Genomic DNA, 25,160 nt, shown 5'->3' on the forward strand with positions numbered 1-25,160 from the left:
CTTTAGGATGAAGCTGAGGGGAAACTTGCTTACGGTCAGCGACCGCACAGCGAAGGCGTGAAAACGTTCGTAAATACATTTCAGTGGGAGTCTGACACTCGGAAAAGTTTGTGCTGCTACGCTGGCGCAGAAATGTCATAGATGGAAGCCCTCGGCGTGGTGGCCACCAGACTAGCGTCGCTGGCCCGCACCCCCGTCGTGGGGCGTCCCCCCACTTTGCTTGTTCAGCTCAGTCTTGGGCATTGGCGGCTTTCAATTTGGATGACGCCTGCCTCAAGGCGCTAGGCTTTCCGAGTAACCATGTAGGTACTTCATTGTGGAATGTCTAAATGGGCCGACTGATCAGTTCTTGGGCCAGACCTTGTGTCGAACGGGATATCCAGGGAGGCGTTCGGTTGTACCCGTGGCCACGTAGCTATGGCCACGTGGAGCTACGTTCCAAGCAGGTTTTCCAAAGCTGCCCACCATTATCCAAAATGCTCAGAAAAATTGATGGCACCCTGTGCCTTGCTTTTCTCACGTGTGGAGGGGCGCTGAGGATCCTTAGACGGTACCAACCACGCCTCGAGAATGGTCTACATAATCTAGGTATTAGAAAATTACGGGCGCAAAGTAATACTGAGGAGGCAAAGTGAAGGACTCATATAAACTAATCGCGTCGCTGCACAAGCACGCTCTACGACCTTTCATCGACGAAAAGAAACTGCTTCTATCTCACACGTATAGTCAAGCACTTGGGCACTGTGTAGAGCATGCTGAGAGGCATGGTGACTTCACACTTTTAGGCGGTGTAGTGAACGTTTTTGAAACACGCGACTTCAAACTGTTCGTCAATGCCTGGGTCTGCGAACGCCTCGGACTTAAAAGCAAAGCTGGCCCACTTGGCGTTGTGTTTTCACGAAGCGGGTCTCCCTCAAATACCTTCCTAAGCTTTAAGGCAAGCCTTGATGGATTCGCAAGTAATAAATTTAAAATTGCAATCCCAGTGGCGGCTAATGCTAAAGAGAAGAGAGCACCTAAGCGAATTGATATGCTCGACTCCTGGGCACGTATGCCGGGAAGCTATGGACATGGTAAGCGGTGAGACATTAACTTCAGTGTACTGTCGAGTACAATACGTCCAAACATTTGCTTAGGGGCCACATGAAACTTATCAACACCTACGATGATAGAGACGATGCTGAAGAGGCTGTGGAAAAACTGACGGGCGACAAACGACTTGCGAGTGAGCGTGATGGTACCGTGGTGATCTACAATCTATTTGGCACTCCGAACTGGGGGAATTTCCATCGGCTCAATATGTACAATTTAGCAGAGTTGAAAACTCTTCTGGATCGGCGTGCGCATTGGCAAGAGGTGGACAGGGCACGCCACGCAGTAATCATCGCAACGCTCCAATCTGTGGCTAAAAATCATGCAATAGCCATCCCAGAGCACTGGCTCTAGGCTTCCCAGTCCATCAAGGGGAGCTTTGGCGACGTAAGAGCGCTTCAGTTTCTACAAAAAAATGGTGTGAATTTCATGGCCCCGTATAAATGTTACGGTGGCCCTTCATTCCGACTTCTAGCAACATCATCTGTGATGATGACGGCACGGTGTTGAGGGGGCGAAGCAGAGCTGGCTGTTGCCTATCCGTTTCCAGATCAGATGAGCGGTCAGTTGATAGTAGTAACGTGTCTCTGCCGAGTGATTTTTTAGATAATGAGCTAAGAACCACCGTGCATGCTTATTCTTCCAGGTCCATGGGTTATCACGTTGCCACCGCTGTTGAATGGCCAGTTGCATGATCTTGGCTTGTCTTATGTGGCGTTGTTGTGTCGAAGTCGACCCCCTCAGTACACCGCTCAAGAACAAAGACATGTCAAACTCTCTGCTCATAACCGGCTACCAACGTAAGCAGAAGCCACGTCGATCCGGCTGTGTCCAAGTTCAAGACTGATCTGTCGCCGGGCCTGTTGATCAAGGTCGCGATCAATCCGATAGCAGTGGCCACCATTGACGGGGGCGGCGTGGCCTGTGAGCTGTTCATAACGCTCGCAGGCGAAGGCCGCTCGCAGTTCATGAAAGCCCTTCAGCCCGTGTTCATGCAGCGTTTCGCGGGCAGGGAGCACGGTCTGTTGCAGGAACGCGGCGTAGCTTTCGTCTTGGGCCAGCAAGTTGCGGCTGCGGGGCGGAGACGCATGACGAGCCAACTGCAGCGCCGCCTTCACCGCTGCACTGGCCACAACCCACCGCGGTGCTGATGCTCCTGAGCGGCCGCCTTTGGTGCCGTCCTGGATGTTGATGCGGCCTAAGTGTTTGGCTTCGCGGTGCAAGCGTGGCAGGTCAGCCAGGATCGCTTCGCGCAGGCGCATGCCGGTTTCTCGCGCCAAAAGGACAATTGCCGCCACCCGCTCGTGTTGCTGTTCGCCAAGCGCCTCAATCACTCGCTGCACTTGTTGGCGGTCTTGGCCATCCGGTGCGCAGGTGCGTACGTTCGAGCGCTTCTGTCCCAGCGCCTGACTCGGGCTGGTGATCCTCACGTCCTGATCACCGCGCAGCGCAGCGAGGGTTCGGTTGACGCTGCTCAGGCGGTTCTGCGCGGTGGCGATGCAGAGTTCACCTTGCTGGATCTGCTGGCGCAGGTAAGCCGCATAGTCCTGCAGCGTCAGTCGATCGATCTCGCGCGCATCGTTGTAACCGGGGCCGTCCTCTGACCGACACCAACGCACGAACGCTTGCCAGCGATCGCTATGCGCTTTGACCGTGGCGAAGTGGCCACCGGCAAACAAATCCTTGAGCGCTTGTGGGCCGGCGTAGCTCAGCTGGCGGCCATAGCCAAAGTTGCGACCCTCACGCCGACCGACCAGTGCCATCGTCATCACCGTGTTCGTTTGTTTGCAGAAAGAGCAGTAGGGCTTTCCAGTGAGGGCTGAGCCTGTCCAGCTGCCGCCAGTGCGTCGGGCGGATCAGGAGGGTGTTCTCGTGGTGTTGCAGCAGTGCCCCTTCCTCGCGCAATTGCTCGATCAGCCGGGCGAGGTGGGCAGGCTCCAAGGGTGGTGTGGCGACAGCGGCGACAGTGGGGACAACCCGCGTCGTTTCTGGCCTGGTGCGTGGCGACAGGGTGGCGACAGAGGCGGCGACACACCGCAATTCTGGCTGTGGTTGATGTTGCGCCCGGTGGCGGCGCACCGCGTCATTGAGGCGAAACATGGCGGACCTCGAAAGTTTTCCCGTCGCGGCTGCTCAGCCAGCGATGAGTGATCAGCACGACCAATAAAGAGGCAGTATGGTCAGCGCTCTTGCGGGCAAAACGAGAGCCGTTGCGATTGACGTCGCGAATGGTGAAGCGAGTCCAGCCTTTCTGCACCAGCCAGCGCAGCAGTCGATCCGCCTCTTCGCATCGGCTATTGATCGGCGCCTGTTCGGTCAGGCGCTGGATCTCGGCCAGGTAGTAATCCATCAACGTGGAGGCGCGCTGGATGTGTGCTTCGTCCAACACACTGGCCTCTTCAACCATGGCCAGCACGCCCGCGATGCGCAGTACATTCGCCGCGGCCTTGCCCGCGACAGGCTGGACGCCGGCCAGCTCGCCGAACTCGCCAGACTGGCACTCGATCGTGTCGTGAATATCTATCCAGGCACGACGGGCACGGGCAGTCAGCTCCAGTGTGGCGGGATTGAGTGAACCATCTTGGTGAATCGACCAAGGCTGTTGCAGCAGGGTGGTGATCCGTTGTTGGTAGCGCTGGACTTTGGCATCCCGGCTCAGGTCAATCGCCTTGTAGAGCCGCTGGCCGACCAGGCGCTCGGGCCAACTGATCAGGCAACGGCCGAGGATGCCTTGGCCATTGATCACCGGGTCTTTGAACTGCTGGTTGGCCAGGTAGGGTTGCAGCATCAGGTGCAGGCTGAGGCGGCGGTCATAGGCTCGCAGGCTTTCTCCGGCCATGGAACGCGCCCGATCAATCGGGCTGCCATCCCACAGTGTCGACAAGGTGGTGATCGCCTTAAGCAGGTTCTCTTTGCTCATGGTGCTGCTGCCCAAGAACTGGCCACCTTCATCATTGAACAAGCCCATGCTGGGCAAACCATGGCACAGGCTTTTGACCAGAGCCTCAATGGTGGGTTCGGCAATGATCAGTCTTGGCGGTACCGGCTCGGATAGCTCACCGTCTTCCGCCTCCGCGTGTTTCTTTGAGGTTTTGGGTTTGGCCATGATGCTGGTAGCGGCGCGATAGGCTTTGAGCTTTTCCGCATATAGGGTCCACTGCTGTCGTTCCCAGTCACGCGCGGCCTTCAGTGCCAGATGGTCCACCGCGCTTTTGCGATCACCCGAGGACGCCACCGTCAGTAGGTAGAGGGACAGCGGATAGGTTCGGCCGTCGAGTTGGACATTGGCATGACCCTGGCTCACCAGAGCAGCGCTGGCCAGCACCGATTGCGCGGCCATGGCGCAGGGCACGCCGATCACCTCGGCCAGTCGCTCGACCGCAGGGCCCAACAGTTTCCCGAGTGCTTCGACCGGGTAGGGCAATGGTGCCTGCTGGTATTCCAGCAAGGGTTGTGGTGGCTCGAACGCTTCGCATAGTTGCATCGGTATTCTCCTGGGATAATCGACTTCGTCCTCACTCATCCCGCCACGGTTGTTGAGTGTTATCAGGGATCAAGGCCCCTGCGGCCTGTGAGGGTTGTCCACTCACGCGGGACTGACGGCTCCTTACGACCGGGAGCTTGGGCATCTCATGATCTGGCCTCCTGAGCACCGATAACGGTGGGCGGGTGGAGGCTGCACTGGTTGACGAGTCCGGTGCCGCGAGATCCTGAGTCGGGTAAGGGCTGCGAGGTGATGACCGGGGCATGCCTGACTGTCAGTCAGGGGCAGTCCATTCCTTGGACTGCGGCACCATCATCGGCATCGCTGTTGCGAGTGAGGATTCGGTGTTTGTCACGCCGATTGTCACGAGGGGGAGAGCTGCAAAGGCCCGTGCGAGCAGGGCTGCAGCAGTGTGAGATGCGCCCGTCTCTTTTTTGAAGAAAGAGACGGGCGAAGGGTTGGCGCAAAACGTTGGCCGAGCAGGTTCGTTGCTGCAGGGCTTAAGGGTTAGCGGGTTGCCGCACTAGGCGGATCGTTAAGTAGGCGTCCATCACTCTGGCGAATGACTGTGCGAGCCTCCGGGCGCGAATCGCACTTAGGGATGAACCACCGTGATAGCGGCATGACCTTGAAGGCTCTGGCCATCTTGGGTGCTGCCGATGGCAGCGCCTTGAGACTTCGTTCTATCGGTTGCAGGGGCATGGGTCAATCGGGGGAGGACGTCTGGAAATGTACCCGGCACATGGTCTGGCCTGCCTTGGAGATCGGTGGCAGTCAGTAGCAAAGTTGCCGTTTGTCGCTTTTATAGTGTTAGCCCCTGAACATGGGGATGCGAAGCCTCCCCATGTTCAGGGGCTTAGCCGAAGAGGCTAAGAGCAAGGGGAGTTGGCGACTGTCGCCATCAGCTCCAACGGCAGGGGTGTAGACGCCACGCGGTTTGTCGCCGTTGTCGCCGTTGTCGCAGACCTAACGAGCGGCATGTACTGGGTTGTGAAGCTAGAAGCCACCATCAGGGGCAAGATGACTGGGGAATGGCAATTCACGAGTTGGTTCGATTCGCTGGAGACAGCCTTCTGCTCAAATAGTTCCATTTCAACGCTCATCGACCTTTACGCACAAAAAACTGGTGGTTATTGTGATCGCAGTCACACACGAGCGGCCCGAATAACCCCCTGTACGATGGCGCGTTTCCAGCCGTTTTTCAGCTTCTTGCCGCCCCCTGAACGCTAATATGGGGTGGCGCATTCGTGACCCCTAGGAATTCAGCATGGACATGAAGTCGCTCTCGGTACGAGACATCGGCAGCAAATTTATCTCACCGGCCATCGCCAATAGGGGATGGGGCCTGCGCAAGCCGGTGGGTGAGAAAATCGGCTTGATCAAGGGCGGTATCGTCGTGCGCGGTAAGTCGCCCCTGAATCTTTTGAGGGCGGCGACGTTGAGCGATTCAACATTTCGTTACCACTTGCTGAATAACACCTTATTGTCAGCCAAGGCTGATCAACTAACGCCGCTCTGCAACTAACCCAGCGCCCGCCTCAACCAAACATCGTCAGAAGCGTGAGCCTCTGACCAATGTGTTGGTTGAAAAGGCTGCTTACTCACTGCTTACGCTGATCCTCCGGACCGATATCATGGAATTCTTGAATCACCTGTTGCCCAACTTTTCCTTGCTGAAGAGCGGCAGTACCGAGGCCCTAGGTGTCGTGTTCTGGTTGATCATGGCTGCACTTTTCACCTATTCAGTCATCTCTTTGATTCGCAGCGGGCTGAGCTTTAGGGCGCGCATGCGTGCGCTGAACACCCTTGTCGCTGGACAGAGTCGTGAAAACTTGGCCCTGAATCGTCGAGAGACCTTGCAGAAAGCGCTTGGGCTCAAGGTCAAGCGAATCGGTGCACTGTGGCACGAGTTTGACGACAGCCTGGTTAGCTCTAGTGATCAAAAACAGTTGTTCAACACTCTCGATGCTGAGCATTTCTTCAATGCACGCACTCTGGCTCCGGGCCTGAGCGGAAGTAGGTTTTTCGGTTCGCTGCCTGGTTTATTGGTCGGTTTGGGCGTGCTGGCCACGTTCGTGGGCCTGACCATCGGTCTGTCTAAGCTGAAGTTAGACAGCAGCGGAGGAGTAGATCAGTTACGGGCAGGAATCTCCGTGATGATCCAGGGCGCAGCTGTTGCTTTCATGGCATCGGTATGGGGCGTTGGGTTTAGCCTAGTGCTGAACTTGATCGAGAAGATTACCGAGCGCTGGGCGTTAGGTCGGATACATGATCTTCAGCACCAGATCGACGCGCTATATCCACTGATTCCTGCCGAGCAGTCGCTGGTGCATATCGCGGATTACAGTCGCGAAAGCAAGGAAGCCCTTCAGGAGTTGCACGAACGTATCGGTGATCGCCTGCAGGAAAGCCTTGTAGGTATGAGTGAGGCGATGCAGACGGCACTCACCGATGCGTTGAACAACATCATGGCACCTGCCATTCAAACCCTCGTCAGCACTACCAGCCAGCAATCCACCCAAGTGCTTGAACAGATGGTAAGCAACTTCACACAAGGTCTGACCTCGGCTGGACGTGAGCAGGGCAATCTGATGCAGCAGGCTGCTGCGGATGTGAACACCGCCGTGGGTAGCATGACGCAGCAACTCAACCAGCTGTTCCAGAGTTTGAGCGACCAGCAGGGACGCCAACAAGAAGTCGTCCGTCAGCAAAGCGGAGAGTTTCAGGTCCAGCTGAAGCAACTATCCAATTCAGCTGATCAACGCCAGCAGCAATTGGAGACGCGTTTCAATGAGCTGATGAGCGGGTTGACGGGGCAACTGGACATACAACTCAGCTCCGTCGAAAGACGGGATGAGGAGCGCCAATTGCTGTTCGAGCGCACTCTGGCCGAGGCCAGTGCGAGCCAGTCCGCGTTGTTTGAGAAGTCCGCCAGCGCCAGCCGTGAGCAGATGAAGGTCATGACCGAGGCCGGCAATGAGCAACACAGGAGCCTGGAGACAGTGTTCTCGCGATTGATGATGACAATGAACTCCCAGCTGGATTCGCAGATGGGCGCCGCAGAAACACGTGAGCAAGAGCGTGCCCAGCGACACGAGCATCAACAGGCCGCTTCACTGGCCCAACAGCAGCAATTGATTGGTAGCCTAGGGCAAACCAGCCAGCAGCAAATCAACGCTATAGCTGAGGCCGCTTCTGCTCAGCAGCAGGCATTGGAAGTCACAGTCGGTAAGTTGCTGGGTAACTTCAGTGAGCAGATGACAGGCCATGGGCAGCAAGCGGAACATCGCGAACAATCGCGTCAGCAGCGTTTTACCGAGCAGTTGGAAAACATGGCGCTGCAACAACAGGCGCTTCTTGAGGGTATAGCCACGGCCGTTCAGGCGACTCAGCAGCAGAGCAGGCAGATGACCGAACAACATCTGCAACTGATGGGCCGCCTACAGCAAGCCAGTGAAGCTGCCGCTGCCAGCAGTCGGCATATGGATAGTAGTGCCAACCAGCTCGGCCTGCTTTCGACCAATGTTCGCCAAGCGGCTGAATTGCTCGGCCAGCGCTTGGAGAGCGTGACGCATCGTATCGAGTCTGCGGGTGAGCAGAGCGCTCAGCTGGCTGGCCACTTACAGAGCCAGGCCGCTGCGTTGGCACAACTTCAAGGCGCCCTGCTGGAAAGTGCACAGCGCTTCGAACAGGCCGCCACCGAGGCGCGAAACGGATTTGGTGAGATGGGAAGTCATCAGCAGGAATTTCTCACGGGTGTGCGTGGCGAGTTCACGGCCCTAGGGGAGGTGCTGCGTAGCCAGGTACAAGGCATCGAGCAGCAAGCAGAACAATGGTTGCGCAATTACTCCAGCGAGGTGCGTGATCAGGTGCATGAGCGCATGGACCAGTGGAACAAAGAGACCATGAGCTTTGCCAACCAGATGCATGCCGTAGTGAAGGTGATTAACGACGTGGTCGATGAGCTGGAGGCCCGCTGATGCGCTGGCGTAAATCTAATGACGTTCCAATGGAGGATGAAGATCCGTACTGGAAGTCCTTCGTAGATATCATGTCGGCCCTTCTAGTGCTATTTATCCTCGCTTCGGTTGTTCTGATTCTTCAGTTGATGGAGAAAAGCGCGGACTTCGATCAGCAGGTCGAGCAACTGAAAAAGGCAGAAACGGTTCGGCAACAGATTCTCGATGAAGCAGTCGAGAAGCTGCGACAGCGGGGCATAAAGGTAGAGGTTAGTGAAAACCATACGGTGCTGCGTATTCCCAACGAATTACTTGGCTTCGATACTGGCGCTTACGAGATCCAGCCGCGTTATCAACAAACGGCGCTGGAGATTGGTGAGGTCATCAATCAGGTGGTTAGCCAGGATGACCGCATCAACTATCTCGACACCATTTTTATCGAAGGCCATACGGACAATCGTCCGTTTCCTGGCTTCATGGGGAAAGGTAACTGGGGGCTTTCGACGTTTCGCGCAATCTCGCTCTGGCAATTCTGGAGCACTGAGATACCTGAGGCTGAGCGCCTGAACCGGCTGAGTAACCAGGATGGCGAACCACTGTTTTCAGTTAGCGGTTATGCAGAGACTCGACCCGTGAGCAAGCAGCAAAGAGGTGAAGAGGATTATCGGCTTAACCGCCGCATTGACATCCGTTTCACTATCCGTCGGCCGCAGAGTGCTGATTATGAGGCGGTCAAGACCTTGCTTGGGAATTCTGGCCAGTGAAGCTGCCGCCGATCGACAACCGTCCCGGTGAATGGCCGCCTACAGTCATTGAGGGTTGGGTACGGCTAGTGGAAAAGGCCAATCGGATGAAGGCCAAGGTGGGGGGGAGTAGTGCGTTCGAACGAATGCTCGCTCGATTTCGCGACATGGCTGGCAGCGGGCGTTTCGACGGACTTAAAGAGTTGCTGACGCGTCGACTTGGCGCGAGGGCGCTGACTTGGCTCTGGTTGCACGACGAAGTTGTAGGTTTCCGACTGTTCAATGCGCGAATGCTCGATGTGCTGATTGAGCACCAGAAGCCTCGACTTAGCCGACTGACGTTAATCCAGCTGATCCAGCTGTACTTCCGCCATTTCGATCATTTGGACGAACGCGAAAAACAGGCAGAAAGTAGCTTACGTGGTCGATTGGAACTTCATTTGTTGGACCAGCTAAAGCGTATGCCTGCGCCACGCCAGGCATTCGGTAGTGATTCACTCGTAACTCTTAGACGGGAAGGTGAGTGGCTACTGACGCTTGACGGCCCACTGATTTTGGTGAAGTCAGTCCGCAGTAAGGGGGAGGAGCTGGGCCAGACCTTTGAAACCCTTGGTCTAAGTGGCTTCGATGTAGGGCGTTATGGCGATATTTGTCGCGCGCACTACTATCTCGAAGTACTGCGCCAGCTGCACCCTGGAGAATGGGATGACGTGCTTGATGAGTTGCTCAAACCTTCGGTGAGCAAGGCTCCTTATGAGGGCGACAAGCGAATAGGTCATGCCGCCCTGGAGATAATGATCGACCGAGCGGGGGACGATCCCGGTGACGCTTGGCAGAACTTCTTCCTCACTCTGGCCGGTGACCCGCGAATTGCCAGTTCAGCGCAGAACTTCCGTGAATGGTGGAAGCCATTAGGCGAGGAGCGCATTGCCAAGGTCTGTGGCTGGCTGTCCAAAGAGGACTTGCGGTTGTTCCTGCAGGCGGTCGAACAGTATGGCTTGGAATCGGGAAAGGAAGATCTCAAGCGAATGTTCCCGGCGCGCAAATTGTTTTTGGAGGGTCTGTTCAGGCTCGGATTGATCCGGCACACGAGACTGATGCTCGGTCGCAGCGCCAAGCATTCCGTAAAGCGTATTCTCGGGGGCGAGGTAAAAACCAGCTTCGCGAGCATGGACTCAATCATGAACGACAAGGCTGTGATCTATCTGGACTGCGGCGATTTCCATCTCGTCGAGGGGTCACACAGCTTTAAGATCTGGGTGTATCTCGGCCAGCCTGGGCCCTGGATCAAGTCTTACGAACGCAATCAGTTTTCGCATTACGATTTGACCACGTCGTTGCCGGGGCAGTACAAGGCTGCCTACCCGACTCTTCCCTACGAGGCGGTAACCCACAATGGCTCCTGGCAACGCAAGGTATTCGACTTCCTGGCGGAGAACGGTATTTCAGTGGATATCGAGAAACTGCTGAGCCGATCTGAGTACAAGGCATATCTGAGCAAGTACGGCATGCCGGTTGTGGGTTGGAAGAAAGCGCGAGTTGAGCCCCTGGCGCAACAAGGCACAACGCCTGATTTAGCCCAAGTCACCAAGCCATCAACGATTGCGTCTGTGGTGGAGCAGCGTGTGGTTATGTCACGTGTAATGACGGAAGACGCTCACGCTTCGGGGGTGCCTGGTACTGTCGACAAGGAGCTGACCGATAATCAGTTGTCCATTTTGACTTATCTGGCCGATCATCCAGGAAGTTTGATGGGAGATATCCGCCGGGCCTTAAAGGGAGATGAGGCGCTCTTTTATGAGATTCAGGACAGCCTCCGCGGAAGCCTTTCAACGTACGTACAGCAAAATGGTGCCTTCCAATGGTCATTGTCCGACAAGGGCAATGCATTGCTGCGTAAAACCGCTTTAGCATCGGTAGCGGCGAAAGTAGATCGGTCACCTGTAGCCATTGACTTAGGGCGATTTGGAGTATTTGAGTTACAGGTGCTCTGGTATTTCAAAGAGAACCCGGGGGACAAGGTTCGACACGCGGCAAATGTGCTGGGGGTCGATGCACGTGAAATTAATCGGGTGCTCAATGGGCCCTTAAAGAGTGCGTGCGAGCAAGGCAGCGGGTTCTGCTGGTCGGTAAAAAAAGAAGTTTCTTTGGCATTGGATCGCCAGCCGGCGGGGAAGTGAGATGATCATGGGACTAGCTGACATCTTCAAAAGCTTGCTGGGGGAAGGGGGGGTAACGCTAAGTAACCAGCAGGGCTTCTCCCACGCGGCGGACTCGGATGGTGTGAATTTCTATCTGGACAAGACAGCGTATACAGCGTTGTTGGAGGGAAAGGGTAATTCCTTGCAGAAGGTCCAGATGGTCGTTCTGCGCATGATGCAGGAGCAGGGCATAGCTGAGCCCCTGGCCAATGGATTCCATGTTGCTGCCGAGGACGTTGCAGGCACGGATCAAGAGCAGGCGGAAATTCTTCGGTTGCCGCGACGCTTCAACATGACCTTCGCCAGTAAGATCGGTGGTAGAACGGGGAATAGCGGTTTCCGCATTGATCTGGCGGTTCTATCCGAGTCCGTTGAAGTACCTTTCACTCGCAAGGGGCCACTGCTTTTTCTCACTTCAACAGAGTCCTATCGACTGACCCCGGCCGAGTTGATGGGTTTGATGGCTTGGGAACGCCACCAGAATTTGCTTACCGAGCAACGAGGGGAGGCAGCCAACCTGCGTATGATGGCCGAGCTGCAGACTGCGGCTCGTAGTGGTATGCGTATCGACCTCAGCCATTTCGACAGACTGGATGTGGTGGTGCCTGAAAATATCGGTGTCATTGCAACTCGATTGCCCGATGGCAGCCTAATGCTCAGCCCCAGCTTGGGAGATGGCTCTACGCCGGACCAATTAGAGAAGCGCTGGTCGCAATTGGATATAGGGGCCGATGGCGGCGTTTTGCGAATCGACAATCGCGTGGTGCTTCTCGAGCCGCAGAAAATGGCGGCGATCAAGGAGGTGCTGAGTAACAAGCGTATTCCTGCTGACAAAGTGGCCGAGTTCATCGCTACTCCCAGTGCTTTCCTGGATGCGGCCCTGGTCAATCTCGATCTTGGTTTCTCAATTCGTGTCACCGGAATCGGCAAGCTCCAGCACATGGAGTTTGGTGACCTGGACAATCGGAAGAATGACTGGTTCGCGCTTGACTCACGGCCGGCGCCCGCAGAGATCATTCCGACCCTGGTGCAATCCGAAGAGGACTTTGTGCGCTTCAACGAAGTCTACAAGGCTGCCAAGGAGCAGGGCGCAGACAGCATGATTTTCTCCGGAGAATTCATTGATATCTCCGACCATGTTCGAATCGATGAGCAGCTGAAGAAAGTCGAGAGGTCCCTGGTAGACCCGGAAACCGACTTGCCTTCTGATGAGGAGCCATCGGTGGGTCCGAAGGAGCGAGTCAGCGTACTGCTGCACGATGCCGACGAGATCAACAGTGCTTTGCTGCGTAAGGCAAGTGAGGCCAAACCAGCGCATGAGCCTAATTGGGGAGCCTATGCTCGCCAGCCGTTCCCGCACCAGCGGGAGGGTGTCGAATGGATGCTGGGGCTGCTGGAGTCGGCAGTTCAGGATGATCATGGTGATCTATACCGGCTTCAGGGTGGACTGCTGGCCGACGACATGGGCCTTGGCAAAACTTACATGTCATTGGTGACGGTGGGTGAATACCTTACCCGTCAGAAAGTTGCGGAACGTGCGCAGAAGCCAGTTCTGGTCGTGGCTCCCTTAAGCCTCCTGGAGAATTGGGAGGATGAGGTCAATCAAACTTTCAAGGGCATCCCTTTCCGGGACATCGTGGTACTACAGTCGGGAAGGGATCTGAGTCGCTTCAAGGTCAAGGGGGCTGAGCGGGAATCGGCACAGCTGGCTTCTCTGATTGGTGAGGATGGAGTGATGGCTGACGATGCCATTCGTTACGCTCTTTCCATCGGCCCGGAGGCTGGGGTACATCGTCTGGACATGGATCGCCGCCTTGTACTGACCACTTATCAGACACTCAGGGATTACCAGTTTTCACTGTGCAGGATTGACTGGGGCTTGGTGATCTTCGACGAAGCGCAGAACATCAAGAATCCCAATGCTGCGCAGACACGAGCGGCAAAAGGACTGAAGGCGGATTTCAAGCTGCTGGCAACTGGCACACCGGTCGAGAACAGCCTGGGGGATTTCTGGTGCCTGATGGACACCGCGCAGCCAGGCATTCTCGGAGGATGGGGCCAGTTCCGCGATAGCTGGATCAAACCAATCCTGTCCGCAGCAGAGGATGAAAAGGATGAGATAAGGCGGAAGTTTGGCGCGGGGCTACGCGAGGCCGTCGGCAGGTTTATGCTCCGTCGCATCAAGGAAGATCAGTTGAAGGGGCTTCCCAGCAAGACCATCCATAGCGGTGTGGAGCAGCCGAAGGGCGGCCAGCAGCTACATGCGGCACATCTTTCCGTTTGTATGAAGGGTGCCCAGCTACAGGCGTACGATGCAGTACTAAATGATTTTCGTGCTCGACGTGCGACCGAGGACATGCGAGGTACTGCATTGGCGGCATTGGCCCAGTTGCGTGAGATCTCACTCCATCCGCGTCTTCGCGAAGAAACAAAACTGATGGCCAGCAATGCCAGCGAGGCGCGCGCAAACATGGCGCAGTCGGGGAAGTTGGCAGTGCTGCTGGAGTTACTTGATCGTATCCGGCAGAACGAAGAGAAGGTCATTTTGTTCATGGTCACCAAGCGGCTTCAGAGAATACTGAAGCTTTGGTTGGACCAGATCTATGGACTGGATGTGGCAGTTATCAATGGTGACACGGCGGCAGTTGCAAAGAAATCTGACGAGTTGACTCGCAAGAAACTGATCACTGTTTTCGAATCGAAGCCTGGTTTCAACGTGATGATCATGTCACCAGTAGCTGCAGGGGTTGGATTGACAGTGGTTGGTGCCAACCACGTTGTGCACCTGGAGCGCCACTGGAACCCTGCAAAGGAAGCGCAGGCATCTGACCGAGTCTATCGAATTGGTCAGAAGAAAGACGTGCACATTCATCTTCCTGCTGTACGACACCCGCAATTTGATTCCTTCGATGTTCATTTGGATCGCCTACTTCGAGGCAAGCTGATGCTGAAGGATGCGGTCGTGACGCCTGAAGCGGTTAGCGAAAGTGAGATGATTCAATCCATGGGGCTTTGACTCTGCCTCCCGTGGCTTGAGCTTTGACTGCTCAAGTGTTTGGTGAGAAAAACGGGGTGAGGCTACCGCAAGTCGGCAAGAGCATCTGCTTGGTTTGCAGGCAAAAAGGCAGTACCCACAAGCGAAGACCAGGTGACTTGGGAAAATCAAAAACTGCTAGGGGCTGACTGAAGATTTCTGTCTTGGGGTAGATCAGTACAACATCGCCGTCTCCTTCGAGATAGCTCTGGCCGTAAGCTTGCAGCTGGTAAAAGTCGCTTTGATCTAGCCCGTACTTTTCCTTGCTGTTGGCTTTCTTGGCATCAACCAACTTCCACTTGGTGTCGAGTACCAAGCGGTTGGTCTTGAACGACTGTACCAGCAGATCAGGCTTGAGCTGAAACCAGTCCTGCTCCTTATGCCGGACGAGTCTGAGGCTGCGAGTCTGTAGGCGCAGGCTGAAGTCTGAGCAAAGTTGTCGGGCAAGGTGCTTAGCTACGAAAGCTTCAAAAACTGCTTCCATTGGGACGAGCAAAGATGGCGCCTTGTGCGGACCCGTACCGGTGAGTGGTGACTCGTCCTGAAGAATCAGGCGCGCCCAGGTCAATGCCGCATCGTAATGTGCCATACCGCGATCTGGTCGTGCCTGCGCAAAATCCGCGTTGATCTGGTCAGATTCAGGTATGCCGGTGAACACGAAGCATAACTCCCGTGCCAGTTGCTGGTTTGCCTGTGAGGCAGTCCACGACAATGCACGCCTGAGTGCGGCGTGTAGTAGGCGATTTTCTGGTCGGTTGAGGGAATACTCATCGTATTCGGTATAAAAGCGGTCGCGACGGCATAGATTGAGGCGCAGGTGCTCAGCCATGTGCAGCTTGCCGCGCAACGCAAACAGGTTGCCCTGCTCTGCAAGGTAATCGCTGCACAGGCCTCGCTTGATGGTGTGATCCACCGCGCGCAAAAATTCACCAATGAACACCTCCAGTAGAGGCATGCGGCGGGCGAGCAATTGGGCGCTGCTAGTTTGTATGTGGCGGAAACAGCCAAGGCAGCGCAGCATTTCGATTAGTAGGTGCCGTGCCTCTTCTTCGCCATTCGTCTTGCCTAGCTTGGGCAGCACTTCAATCTGGAAACCATTAGGGCAGCGAATCACCCCAACAAAGCTGTTCACCTGAATGGCTTTGCGGCCGTGCCGATGGGTAAGGCGCAGCCAGGCCCCTTCACCTGCTTCGGTGCTGCGTAATGCCTGTGTCTCCAGCCAGGCAAAAACTTCGGCAGAAACCTTGCGCTGCCCGACCATATTGGTCGAGCTGGGTGAGGAAGCCGTCAGAGTGTCAAACTCGAAGATCGATATGCCCGCCATTTCCGTACCTGTTAATTAAGTCGAGGCTTGGTAAATGCCGAGATAAGCGGCAGGTTCGGTATATGCCGCGACCTGCGCTTGGTAACGACGTTTGGTGGCGTAGCTATCAAGGCCATGATCGTTCCCGAATAGGATGCTCAGATCCTGCTCGTGCGAATCGCTTTCTGTAATGAACTGGGCCGTATCAGGTTTCTGGTTGTCACCGAGCACTAGCCGAATCTTGCGCCAGTCTTCAAAGAAGTATTCCTCCAGCAAGGGGACGATACGCTTCTGAAAAATCTCAGCCAACTTAGCGAAGCGGGCCGCCCCATCAGCCACATTGGTCAGTGAGGTGAAATACGCATGACCAATACAGTGGTCGCGGTCGTAAAGCGCCTCAATGCGTTCATTGATGCGTTCCAGCATCAAGCGCACATCGATGGTGGTGGTGCCTGTGGTGACCAGTAGTCCAGCCAAGGGGGCGCTGTGTGGATCGCTGGGATCTTTTTCGGCCCGAGTGTCAGGCAGTAACGGCACGAAATCGAAGCGGCGCCGCAGGGCAGTATCAAGCAAGGCCAGCGAGCGATCAGCCGTGTTCATTGTACCAATGATGTCAACGTTTGCAGGTACGGAAAATGGCTTTCCGGAGTATGCAAGGACTACTTCGGTCGGAGGTGGGGTGCCGTCAAGCTGGTCGCGTTTATCCGCTTCAATCAGCGTGATCAGTTCACCGAATATCTTGCTTATATTGCCTCGGTTGATCTCATCAATGACCATCGCGAAGCGCTTGTCCGGAGTGTTGCGTGCGCGACGGCAGAGCTCCTTGAAAGCCCCGTCCTTGATCCTGTATGCCACCTGGCTTGCTTCGGCATCGTCCTCTTTGGCTTCGTCGGCCAAGACTGGCCGCAACCCCTCAACAAATTCTTCGTAACCGTAGGATTGGTGGAAGGTAACGAAGCTGTAGCGCTGAACGGAATCGTTAGCTTCTGGGCCTTGCTTGATCTTGTCGACAAGTGCAAAGAGATCCGAACATGCTTCCTGCCAATCCCCCGCAAACTGCCAAACCGAGTTTGTCGACTTTTCAAAAACGGCTGATCCAAGGCGGAGCTTCGTGTTGACCGTTGTCGACTCAAGAATTGTGTGGTGTTGAAGAGTTCCCCAGAGGGTTTGCTTGATGCCGCTGCTGCGCCCTTCAGCATCTGCAATGGCTTGGATAAACGGATGCTCGGCCAACTCAGGTACTTTGGCTTTGCCGCCCAAGTCATACAGTGCAGCGGCTGCGCCTTCCCACCAAGTCAGCGCAGCAATCTTTTCAGCAATAATCTGGCTGCGCCATTCCTCTGTGCTAATTGAGGTTACCTGCTCTTGATAGTCGCGCTTTAGCAACTTCATCAGCGTGTAGGTTTTTCCTGTACCAGGTGGCCCGTAGTAGAGACGGTTGGAACAGGCCGCGACGGGTTTATTGGCCACATGTTGTACCTGAGGGGTAGGGGGCAATGCCATTGTGATGGGGCGGCTGACATCTTCGATGGGCTCGCCAGCCAATGCCGCTAGTTCGGCCAAATCTGTGCCAAAGAAGGGCTTGAGCAAAGCGCTTTCGAACTCAGGTAGGTCGTGAGCAGGCACTCGCTTGAAGGTTGAGCGATAGTTTGGTGTCCAGCCTTTCTGGCCTCCTTGGTAACCACCAGGTTTGATGCCCTGCTTCAACACCCTGTAGCGGCGCTGTAGCCAACCATCTCCTTTCAAGCTCGGTGCAGGGGCAGAGATGAACTGTCCGACCAGGTGAAGCCGCTCATTGCCGTGGCACAAGTAGAACAAGCTGCCGACAGGAGCCTCCTGGAAGCTTTCGCCCTGCCCCTTGGCGGTATCACTGTGCATCACCCCCAATTCGCTCTGCAGGTATTGCTTGCGCTCCTCTGAGGGGAAATCGTCTAACCCGTGCGATAGCTTCCAGATCGCCAGGTTTTTCTGGCTCCATGCCTCCCATATCTGTCGCCCGAACTCCAGAATGCCCAGACCTTCGGGGCGTTTGCCGAGCGTTGCTGTCTGCAACATGCCCATGCCCTGGCTTACATTGCTGCCGACGAATACCGCCAGTGGTGCCCGCTTGAAAATGTCCACGATAACGGGGGCTTGACGGTTCTGGTAATGAAAAGCGATTTTCCACTTGAAGGCCTCGCCCAGCAGCCCGAAGGACTCAATAGCCCCTAGATCCCCCTTGGCGGCCCAGCCGGCTACCTGTGCCACGTAGCTGCGGATTTTCTCGAAGGCAGCCTCTGCCGATGTGCCTAGCGATGAGTACCAGCCGTGCGATTCGGAATAGGAAAGCTTGGCGTCCGAGCTCTTGCCTTCAGTATCTTTGCGCGAGAACACGCCGAACTTGAACGCCGAGCCGCCCCAAATGCTGCCAAGCTCATCGAGCCGCGATTCAATCCAGTAGGTGAAGCTGTCCTTTGAGCCCGCATGGCTGTATTCGTCCAGAGTCATGCTGGTCAGTCGGGAGGCCGGCCACAAAGAAAGGAAGTCATCCCACAGGGCGTATTCTTTTTGGAAGTCATTCATCGTGTTCTAGCCTTACATGTCCTTTGGGCTGGTTTGCTTGCAAGGGGGGTATTGTCGGTCATCTCAAAATGAAGCCCAGAGCGTGAGATCCGAATGAGTCATGTTGTGGCTCCCAAGTATCACAGGGGTGCCCTGTGGTTTGGAATCTATGGAGCTTGTCACTCATGCTCCTCCACCATTCAAGAGCAAGATAGCCTTTTATAGGATCGATTTTTCCCGCTCCAGCCTCTGAGTTTCGGGATTTTAGACGCCACGCGGTCTGTCACCAGTCTCGCCGCCCTATCGAATCGGTACTACATTCCGATCCCTGGCCACATTCATCGCGCTGGCCGAGAGATTACCCGTCGACGCCTTGAGAATGTACTCGCTCCACCAAGCCATCATCGGACGCCGGCGCTCGATGTAGTCGGCTCGGTTGTAGGCGCTCCGCACCTCATCCTTATCGACGTGCGCCAGTGCCACTTCGATGAGCTCCGGGTCCCACCCATGTTCATTCAAGATGGTGCTGGCCATCGAGCGCATGCCGTGGCTGACCAAGCGATCCTGGAAGCCCATGCGTTTCAACGCCATGTTGGCCGTTTGGCTATTGGCGTGGGTACGCGGATTTCTGTCTGCCGGGAAGACGTATTCGCGATGGCCGCTGTGAGTCTTCAGTGACTCCAACAGTGCGACGGCGTGATCACTCAACGGGATGCTGTGAGGGCGGCGCTTCTTCATCCGCTCCGGTGGGATAGTCCAGACACCCCTTTCAAAGTCGATGTCTGCCCAGCGAGTAGTTGCCGCCTCGGCGGGGCGAGTCATCGTGTGCAACTGCCATTCGATCAGGCAGCGGGTCGTGCGTTTGATACTGGCGTTCGCGATCTCCAGCATGAGCTCCGGGAGCTCTTCTGGCGGAAGCGCAGCCATGTTCTCTTTCTTGGGCTTCTTGAATACTGCCCTGATACCGCTGAGAGCGGTTGGCGAAGATCAGGCCGGAGTTCACTCCGTAGGTCATGATCTCGTTAAGCCGCTGACTAAGGCGCTTGACCGTCTCCAGGCTGCCTTTCGCTTCGATCGGACGAAGCAACTCGATCACCATCGGCGCGGTGATTTTCGCGAGAGGGGTCGTCTTCAAGTCGGGAAGCACGTGCAGCATGAGCGACCGCCAAATGTCCTCGGCGTAAACCGGAGTAACCGAGTCTTTCTTGAGCTCGAACCAGGCGGTGGCCACGTTCTCGATGGTGTGTTCGGTTTCCGCGCGCCTGGCTTCATTCAGCGTGTTGCGCTGCCCCTTCGGATCAATGCCCTGTGCAAGCAGCTCTCGCGCATCGACTGCCACTTTCGTGCGTTCGCCAGTGACAGTTCGGGGTAGGTCCCGAAGCCGATGTTGATGCGCTACTTGGTCACCGGTTCGCGGTAGTTGAAATTCCACAACAACGAGCCGTTGCTGCGTACGCGGAGCTGCAAACCGTCGCCGTCAGTGAGGACGTAATCCTTGGACGCGGGTTTGACTCTCTTGAGCTGTTGATCGGAGAGACGGAGGTTCTGAGAAGGCATGAGATTCTCCTCAGGCACTGATTCGGTATTCCAAAGATTCGCAACCGGGTGAGGTGGAATACCGCCTGGAATACCCGAACGGTTGGAACTCAAAAACTCTCGAAAGACCGCAAAAGCGCTGGAAGCCGCGTATTTACTGGATCGAAGGCACAAAAAAAGACGTCCGTGGACGTCTTTAGATGTAAAAGTGGTGGAGCCGGGGGGATTTGAACCCCCGTCCGCCAGTACTCCGCTTTCGGGCCTACATGCTTAGCCGTGTCTATTAAGTTAACCCTCAGCGACCCGACGGGCAGGGTGCTTTGGGCGAGCTGTGTAAGTTTTAGCCGATTCGTCCACAGCGTACTGCACGGCGATCCTGTTCTGTATGACAATCATTTTGGGTTTACAGGCATCCCCTGATGATTGCTGGAGCCGAAGCTACCAGAAGGAAGGCTAGCGCCGCTTACGCAGCGAGAGCTTGTTCCCCGTAGGTTTCGTCATTGGCAACTATAGAAAGTTGCAACAGTGGATTTACGACTTCTGTTACCAAGTCGGCATGCCCCTAGAGTTTCATCACCGGCGTCGAATCCTAATCGGCCCCAATTCTGCTGCTCTAGCAGTCAGGTCGGGGAGTGTACCCGAATCAATGAGATACGTCGACTCCGGGCCTCATCACGCTCAACCAAGCCAGCCCAAAGGCTGGCTGCGGATCTAGTAGCGGATTACTTGGCGTTGCCACCGTCAGTACCGTCGCCCCCGGTTTTCAGCGAGGTGATCTCTTTGGTGGTCAGCTCGATGCATTTCTTGTCATCGCCAGCTTTCTGCGCAGCAGTAGCGGTGGCGATGGTTTTTTCCAGTTCGTCTTTGGTGTCTGCGCTAATGTTGGTGCTCGTTGAAGTATGAGCATCCTTCAACGTCTGCAGGTTGGCGCCGCACAGGTCGTCAGCAGCGAATACCGGGGAACCCAACAGTGCAGCGGTAAGAAACAATCCAGTCAGTGCTGTGCGCTTCATGTGTATCTCCTTAAGCCTGTGGACTCGGTTTGGCCGGTCTATTGGGCCGATGTCCGAGATAGAGGAATAAGCGCCCGGTGGTTGTGGCGCTTAAAGAGATGGACTTCGCGCTATCGCAGGGGTTCTATTTATTTCGCAAATGGTGTGAAAAAGCCATGTTGCAGGATGTGTCTAACAAAAGGGGCGAATATCGCCCCATTTGTGTGCATCAAGCCGAGATCGGTCGGGTGACGCGGTCTACCAGGTAAACCAGGCCGTGGTAGTCGATTCCGCCGTGTTGTGTGAGGCCGATCTCACAGGTTCTGCTGGTGGAAATGCCTTCACTGCAATACTGCACCGCGTCTTTCAAAGTCCGCAGTGAGTGAGCGTTGAGCTCTGGCGTAGTGAAGCCTTTGTCGCCCGCGAACCCGCAGCAATGGATGCCTTCGGGAATGACGACGTTGACGCTGCACATTCGCGCCAACTCGATCAGCGCCTGGCTTTCACCCAGATGCTGCGTGCTGCAGGTGACGTGGACGGCGATGGCTTCCTGTTGAGGGGTGAATACGAGTTTGTCCAACAGGTGTGTACGGATGAAGCGCACGGGGTCGTAGAGATCCAGACGGGTTTCCTTCAGGTCCTGAATCAGACGCAGGGTGCAGGGGCTGGTGTCGCAATAGATGGGGTCCAGGCCGCCGCGACTTGCCTTGGTGAGCGCAGCCAGTAATTGCTGACGTTTCTCTTCGGCTTGCCCGGCATACCCCTTGGACGCAAACGGCTGGCCGCAACAGAGGTTGTCCTGATCCTCGGGGAACACCACTTGGTAACCGGCCTTTTCCAGCAGGCCACGGGTCTTGTCCATGAGTGACGTCTGTTCGTGGTCCGCCGCTGCCGGGCCCATGACACGTGAAACGCAGGCGGCGAGGTAGACGACACGCGGGCGTTGGTCCTCGACCGGCGCATTGAAGCGAATGGCGTTTTCCGGTTGCGGCATGGCCGGTGTCCATTGCGGTACGCGCCCTGCGGATGCCTTGCTCAGTGCCGCAGAAACCTTCGCCAGTCTTGGGGCACCCAACAGCATCCGCGCGCCATTGGCGGCATGCAACGTGAAGCGCGCACCTTTCAGTGCGGTGGTGAAGTGGTGCGCCAGCCAGCCCGCGGTTTTGCCGTGTGTCGCTTCCTGGGCTCGCAGTTTTTTCACCAGTTCGCCGGTGTTGATGCCGACCGGGCAGCGCTGTGCGCAAAGTCCCGTGGCGGCGCAAGTGTCGATGCCTTGATAGTGATAGTCACGTTCAAGCTCGGTGGTGTGGGTACCTGCGCGTTTCTTCGCCTGAATGTCGCGCCATATCACGATGCGCTGGCGTGGGCTCAGAGTCAGCCCGTTGGAGGGGCACACGGGTTCACAGAAGCCGCACTCGATGCACTTGTCGACGATGCTGTCGGCAGCGGGCATCGGCTTGAGGTGTTTGAGGTGGATCTGCGGGTCTTCGCTCAGGACCACGTCGGGATTGAGAATGCCGTTGGGGTCGAGCAGCCGTTTGAGCTTCCACATCAATTGGTAGGCGTCGCTGCCCCATTCGAGTTCCACGAAGGGCGCCATGTTACGGCCAGTGCCGTGCTCCGCTTTGAGTGAGCCGTTGAACTCCACGGCGACCAGTTCCGCGCCGTCGTCCCNAAGACGAAGTGCAGGTTGCCTTCCAGCGCATGGCCGAACAGGATCGCCTCGTCGTACCGATGCTTGTCGAACAGTTCGATCAGGCGACGAACGCCGATGGCCAGTTGCTCGACCGGGAAGGTCACGTCTTCGATGATGACGGTCGTGCCGGTTTCACGCACGGCACCGACAGCGGGGAAGGTGTCTTTGCGAATTGCCCAGAGGCGCGCGTTCTCCGCAGGGTCCTCGGTGAAGTCGACCTGTTTCTCTACGGGAAAGTGCGCGATTGACGTCATGATCTGCGCCAATTGCTCGTGCAGCAGCGGCTGGGTCGCGGCCCGCGCTTCGATCAGCAGCGCGCAGGCATTTTCCGACAGCTCACGTACGAAAGGTGGCATGCCTGGCTTGTTCTGTACCGAGCGCATGCTGCGACGATCCAGCAGTTCGACGGCAGACACAGGCTGGGTTTTCAGCACTGTCACGGCGTTACAGCAGGTTTCCACGTCCGGGAACACAATCAGCGCCGAGGCCTTGTTCGGGTGATCGAGTACGGTGTCGTAGGTCACCGCGCTGATGAAACCGAGCGTTCCTTCCGAGCCGACGAGCAGGTGACTGAGGATGTCCAGCGGTTCGTCGAAGTCCACCAAGGCGTTGAGTGACAGCCCCGTGGTGTTCTTCAGGCGGTACTTGTGGCGAATCTTTGCAGCGAGTTCCGCGTTGGCGCGGGTCTCACGTCCCAGTTCCTCCAGACGATCGAGCATTTTCCCATGGCTCTTGCGAAAGGCCGCAACGCTATCGGCATCTTCGGTATCGATACGCGTGCCGTCGGCCAGGACCAATCGGATGCCTGCGAGGGTGTGATAGGTGTTCTGCGCGGTGCCGCAGCACATGCCGCTGGAATTGTTGGCGACGATGCCGCCGATCTTGGCAGCGTTGATCGACGCGGGATCCGGGCCTATCTTGCGTCCGAAGGGCACGAGCCAGGCATTGGCCTGGGCGCCGATAACGCCCGGTTGCAGGCGGATCTGCTCCCCGTCGCGGCGAATCTCCCGGCCATTCCAGTTGTCGCCGAGCACGAGCAGGACCGAATCGCTGATCGCCTGACCTGAGAGGCTGGTTCCTGCGGCGCGAAAGGTCACCGGAACCTTGTCGACCTGAGCCAGCTTGAGCAGCGAGACCACTTCGTCTTCCGACTCGACGCGGATCACCAGCTTGGGAATGAGCCGATAAAAACTGGCGTCGGTGCCGAAAGCCAGGGTCGACAATGGATCGTCGAAGCGACGTTCGGCAGGAATCATGCGCTTCACATCGGCCAGGAAGGAGGCGGGCAGGCTCATACGGTCTTCCTCACGGGGTCATCATCGTGCGCCGCGGCATCTGGCGTGCCGCGTGCGTGCTCTTCGTCTGCGCTCAGGCGCCTGCGCGGACCAGCGAATCGCGGGAAATCTCGCTGATGGATTTGGCTCCGGTCAGCACCATTGCGACACGCATTTCTTTCTCGAACAGATCGAGCAGGTGTTTGACGCCGGCTTCGCCATGAGTGGCGAGGGCATAGATGAACGCACGACCAAGCAGCACGGTATCGGCGCCAAGAGCGATCATGCGCACCACGTCCAGACCGCTGCGAATGCCGGAGTCGGCGAGAATCTTCAGTTCGCCCTTCACGGCGTCAGCGATGGCAGGCAGAGCGCGAGCGCTGGACAACACGCCATCGAGCTGACGTCCGCCATGGTTGGAAACGACGATGCCGTCGGCGCCGAACTTGACCGCATCGCGAGCGTCGTCCGGATCAAGGATGCCCTTGATGATCATCGGGCCTTCCCAGAAGTCGCGTATCCACTCAAGGTCTTTCCAGGAAATGGAAGGGTCGAAATTGTTGCCCAACCAGGCGATGTAGTCGGTCAGGCCGGTGGGGTTGCCGCGATAGGCCGAGACGTTCCCCAAATCGTGCGGGCGTCCATTCACGCCGACGTCCCAGGCCCATTGAGGGTGAGTCATGGCTTGCAGAACGCGACGAATCGGACCGTTCTTGCCGCTCATGCCTGAATGCAGGTCGCGGTAGCGAGCACCGGGCACCGGCATGTCGACGGTAAATACCAGCGTCTTGACGCCCGCAGCCTTGGCCCGTTCCAGCGCGTTGCGCATGAAGCCGCGATCCTTGAGCACGTACAGCTGAAACCACATAGGACGATCGATGGCGGGCGCGACTTCTTCGATCGGACACAACGAAACGGTGGAAAGGGTAAAGGGAATCCCTCTGGAAGCCGCTGCGCGTGCCGCTTGAACTTCACCGCGACGGGCATACATGCCGCACAGCCCGACCGGGGCCAGTGCAATCGGCATACTCATTTTTTCGTTGAACAGCGTGGTCTCAAGACTCAGCTCGGACATGTTCTTGAGAACGCGCTGGCGCAGGGCAATTTCGGACAGGTCCGACACGTTGTGACGCAGAGTGTGCTCGGCGTAGGCGCCACCGTCGGCGTAGTGAAACAGGAATGGCGGCAGCTTGCGTTGTGCTGCGGCGCGATAGTCGGTGGAAGCAGAAATGATCATGGGGTCTCGCAACATTGGATGAGCAGGGCAGCAACCGGGCGCACATGAGCACACCCGGCGCTCGTCTC

At 56.6% G+C, this 25,160-nt stretch carries 16 protein-coding genes, 1 other RNA gene and 3 pseudogenes; 7 read left to right on the forward strand and 13 right to left on the reverse strand.

What is annotated here, in order from left to right:
• Window positions 1-631 precede the first annotated feature (631 nt).
• Window positions 632-1,084, forward strand: coding sequence for a hypothetical protein (locus D3M70_RS31680; protein ID WP_133306445.1), 453 nt, complete (start codon window positions 632-634; stop codon window positions 1,082-1,084).
• Window positions 1,085-1,143: 59 nt separating this feature from the next.
• Window positions 1,144-1,446, forward strand: coding sequence for a hypothetical protein (locus tag D3M70_RS07210; RefSeq protein WP_120125137.1), 303 nt, complete (start codon window positions 1,144-1,146; stop codon window positions 1,444-1,446).
• A gap of 126 nt (window positions 1,447-1,572) precedes the next feature.
• On the opposite strand, the gene D3M70_RS32780 is transcribed toward D3M70_RS07210, so the two are convergent.
• From D3M70_RS32780 to D3M70_RS07230, 4 genes are read right to left on the reverse strand one after another with little or no spacing between them, the layout of a single operon-like run.
• Complete coding sequence (locus D3M70_RS32780) at window positions 1,573-1,878, reverse strand: hypothetical protein (protein WP_120125138.1); 306 nt, start codon at window positions 1,876-1,878, stop codon at window positions 1,573-1,575.
• Entirely contained in the window at window positions 1,875-2,855 is a 981-nt protein-coding gene (locus tag D3M70_RS07220; protein WP_120125278.1) for an integrase domain-containing protein, read from the reverse strand. The genes D3M70_RS32780 and D3M70_RS07220 overlap by 4 nt, the downstream gene beginning before the upstream one ends.
• The gene (locus tag D3M70_RS07225) at window positions 2,833-3,192 is read right to left on the reverse strand and encodes a hypothetical protein (protein ID WP_120125139.1); all 360 of its coding nucleotides are present in this window, start codon (window positions 3,190-3,192) and stop codon (window positions 2,833-2,835) included. The genes D3M70_RS07220 and D3M70_RS07225 overlap by 23 nt, the downstream gene beginning before the upstream one ends.
• Window positions 3,176-4,576 (reverse strand): YfjI family protein, encoded by a 1,401-nt coding sequence (locus D3M70_RS07230; RefSeq protein WP_120125140.1) that lies wholly within the window; start codon window positions 4,574-4,576, stop codon window positions 3,176-3,178. The genes D3M70_RS07225 and D3M70_RS07230 overlap by 17 nt, the downstream gene beginning before the upstream one ends.
• Window positions 4,577-5,843: 1,267 nt before the next feature.
• On the opposite strand from D3M70_RS07230, the gene D3M70_RS07250 reads away from it, so the two are divergent.
• From D3M70_RS07250 to D3M70_RS07270, 5 genes are all read left to right on the forward strand, one after another.
• Window positions 5,844-6,101, forward strand: a complete 258-nt coding sequence (locus D3M70_RS07250) for a hypothetical protein (protein ID WP_120125143.1) — start codon at window positions 5,844-5,846, stop codon at window positions 6,099-6,101.
• A gap of 106 nt (window positions 6,102-6,207) precedes the next feature.
• A complete protein-coding gene (gene zorA, locus D3M70_RS07255; protein WP_120125279.1) occupies window positions 6,208-8,556 on the forward strand; it encodes an anti-phage ZorAB system protein ZorA in 2,349 nt (782 codons plus the stop codon).
• Entirely contained in the window at window positions 8,556-9,299 is a 744-nt protein-coding gene (locus D3M70_RS07260; protein ID WP_120125144.1) for an OmpA family protein, read from the forward strand. Before zorA ends, D3M70_RS07260 begins: the two co-directional genes overlap by 1 nt.
• Entirely contained in the window at window positions 9,296-11,458 is a 2,163-nt protein-coding gene (locus D3M70_RS07265; RefSeq protein ID WP_120125145.1) for an EH signature domain-containing protein, read from the forward strand. The genes D3M70_RS07260 and D3M70_RS07265 overlap by 4 nt, the downstream gene beginning before the upstream one ends.
• 7 nt (window positions 11,459-11,465) lie before the next feature.
• Complete coding sequence (locus D3M70_RS07270; RefSeq protein WP_120125280.1) at window positions 11,466-14,495, forward strand: DEAD/DEAH box helicase; 3,030 nt, start codon at window positions 11,466-11,468, stop codon at window positions 14,493-14,495.
• A gap of 31 nt (window positions 14,496-14,526) precedes the next feature.
• Here D3M70_RS07270 and D3M70_RS07275 read toward each other — a convergent pair whose 3' ends face one another.
• From D3M70_RS07275 to lldD, 9 genes and pseudogenes are all read right to left on the reverse strand, one after another.
• Window positions 14,527-15,837, reverse strand: a complete 1,311-nt coding sequence (locus tag D3M70_RS07275; protein WP_120125146.1) for an McrC family protein — start codon at window positions 15,835-15,837, stop codon at window positions 14,527-14,529.
• Between the two features lie 15 nt (window positions 15,838-15,852).
• On the reverse strand, window positions 15,853-18,378 hold the full coding sequence (locus D3M70_RS07280; protein WP_120125147.1) for an McrB family protein: 2,526 nt from the start codon (window positions 18,376-18,378) through the stop codon (window positions 15,853-15,855).
• A gap of 279 nt (window positions 18,379-18,657) precedes the next feature.
• Window positions 18,658-19,914: pseudogene (locus D3M70_RS07285) on the reverse strand (integrase domain-containing protein).
• A gap of 188 nt (window positions 19,915-20,102) precedes the next feature.
• Window positions 20,103-20,494, reverse strand: a transfer-messenger RNA (tmRNA) gene (gene ssrA / locus D3M70_RS07290).
• A gap of 121 nt (window positions 20,495-20,615) precedes the next feature.
• Window positions 20,616-20,906 (reverse strand): hypothetical protein, encoded by a 291-nt coding sequence (locus D3M70_RS07295; protein ID WP_120125148.1) that lies wholly within the window; start codon window positions 20,904-20,906, stop codon window positions 20,616-20,618.
• A gap of 208 nt (window positions 20,907-21,114) precedes the next feature.
• Window positions 21,115-22,338: a (Fe-S)-binding protein gene (locus tag D3M70_RS32790; protein WP_375232935.1), complete on the reverse strand. Its 1,224-nt coding sequence runs from the start codon at window positions 22,336-22,338 to the stop codon at window positions 21,115-21,117.
• Between the two features lie 60 nt (window positions 22,339-22,398).
• Window positions 22,399-22,559, reverse strand: a pseudogene (locus D3M70_RS34075) (FAD-linked oxidase C-terminal domain-containing protein); the annotation flags it as partial.
• A 1-nt stretch (window position 22,560) separates the two neighbouring features.
• Window positions 22,561-23,876: pseudogene (locus D3M70_RS32795) on the reverse strand (FAD-binding oxidoreductase); the annotation flags it as partial.
• A 73-nt stretch (window positions 23,877-23,949) separates the two neighbouring features.
• Window positions 23,950-25,092 (reverse strand): FMN-dependent L-lactate dehydrogenase LldD, encoded by a 1,143-nt coding sequence (lldD, locus tag D3M70_RS07305; RefSeq protein ID WP_120125149.1) that lies wholly within the window; start codon window positions 25,090-25,092, stop codon window positions 23,950-23,952.
• Window positions 25,093-25,160: the final 68 nt, after the last annotated feature.

This window comes from Pseudomonas sp. LS-2 (genome assembly GCF_003605735.1).
GTDB lineage: Bacteria > Pseudomonadota > Gammaproteobacteria > Pseudomonadales > Pseudomonadaceae > Aquipseudomonas.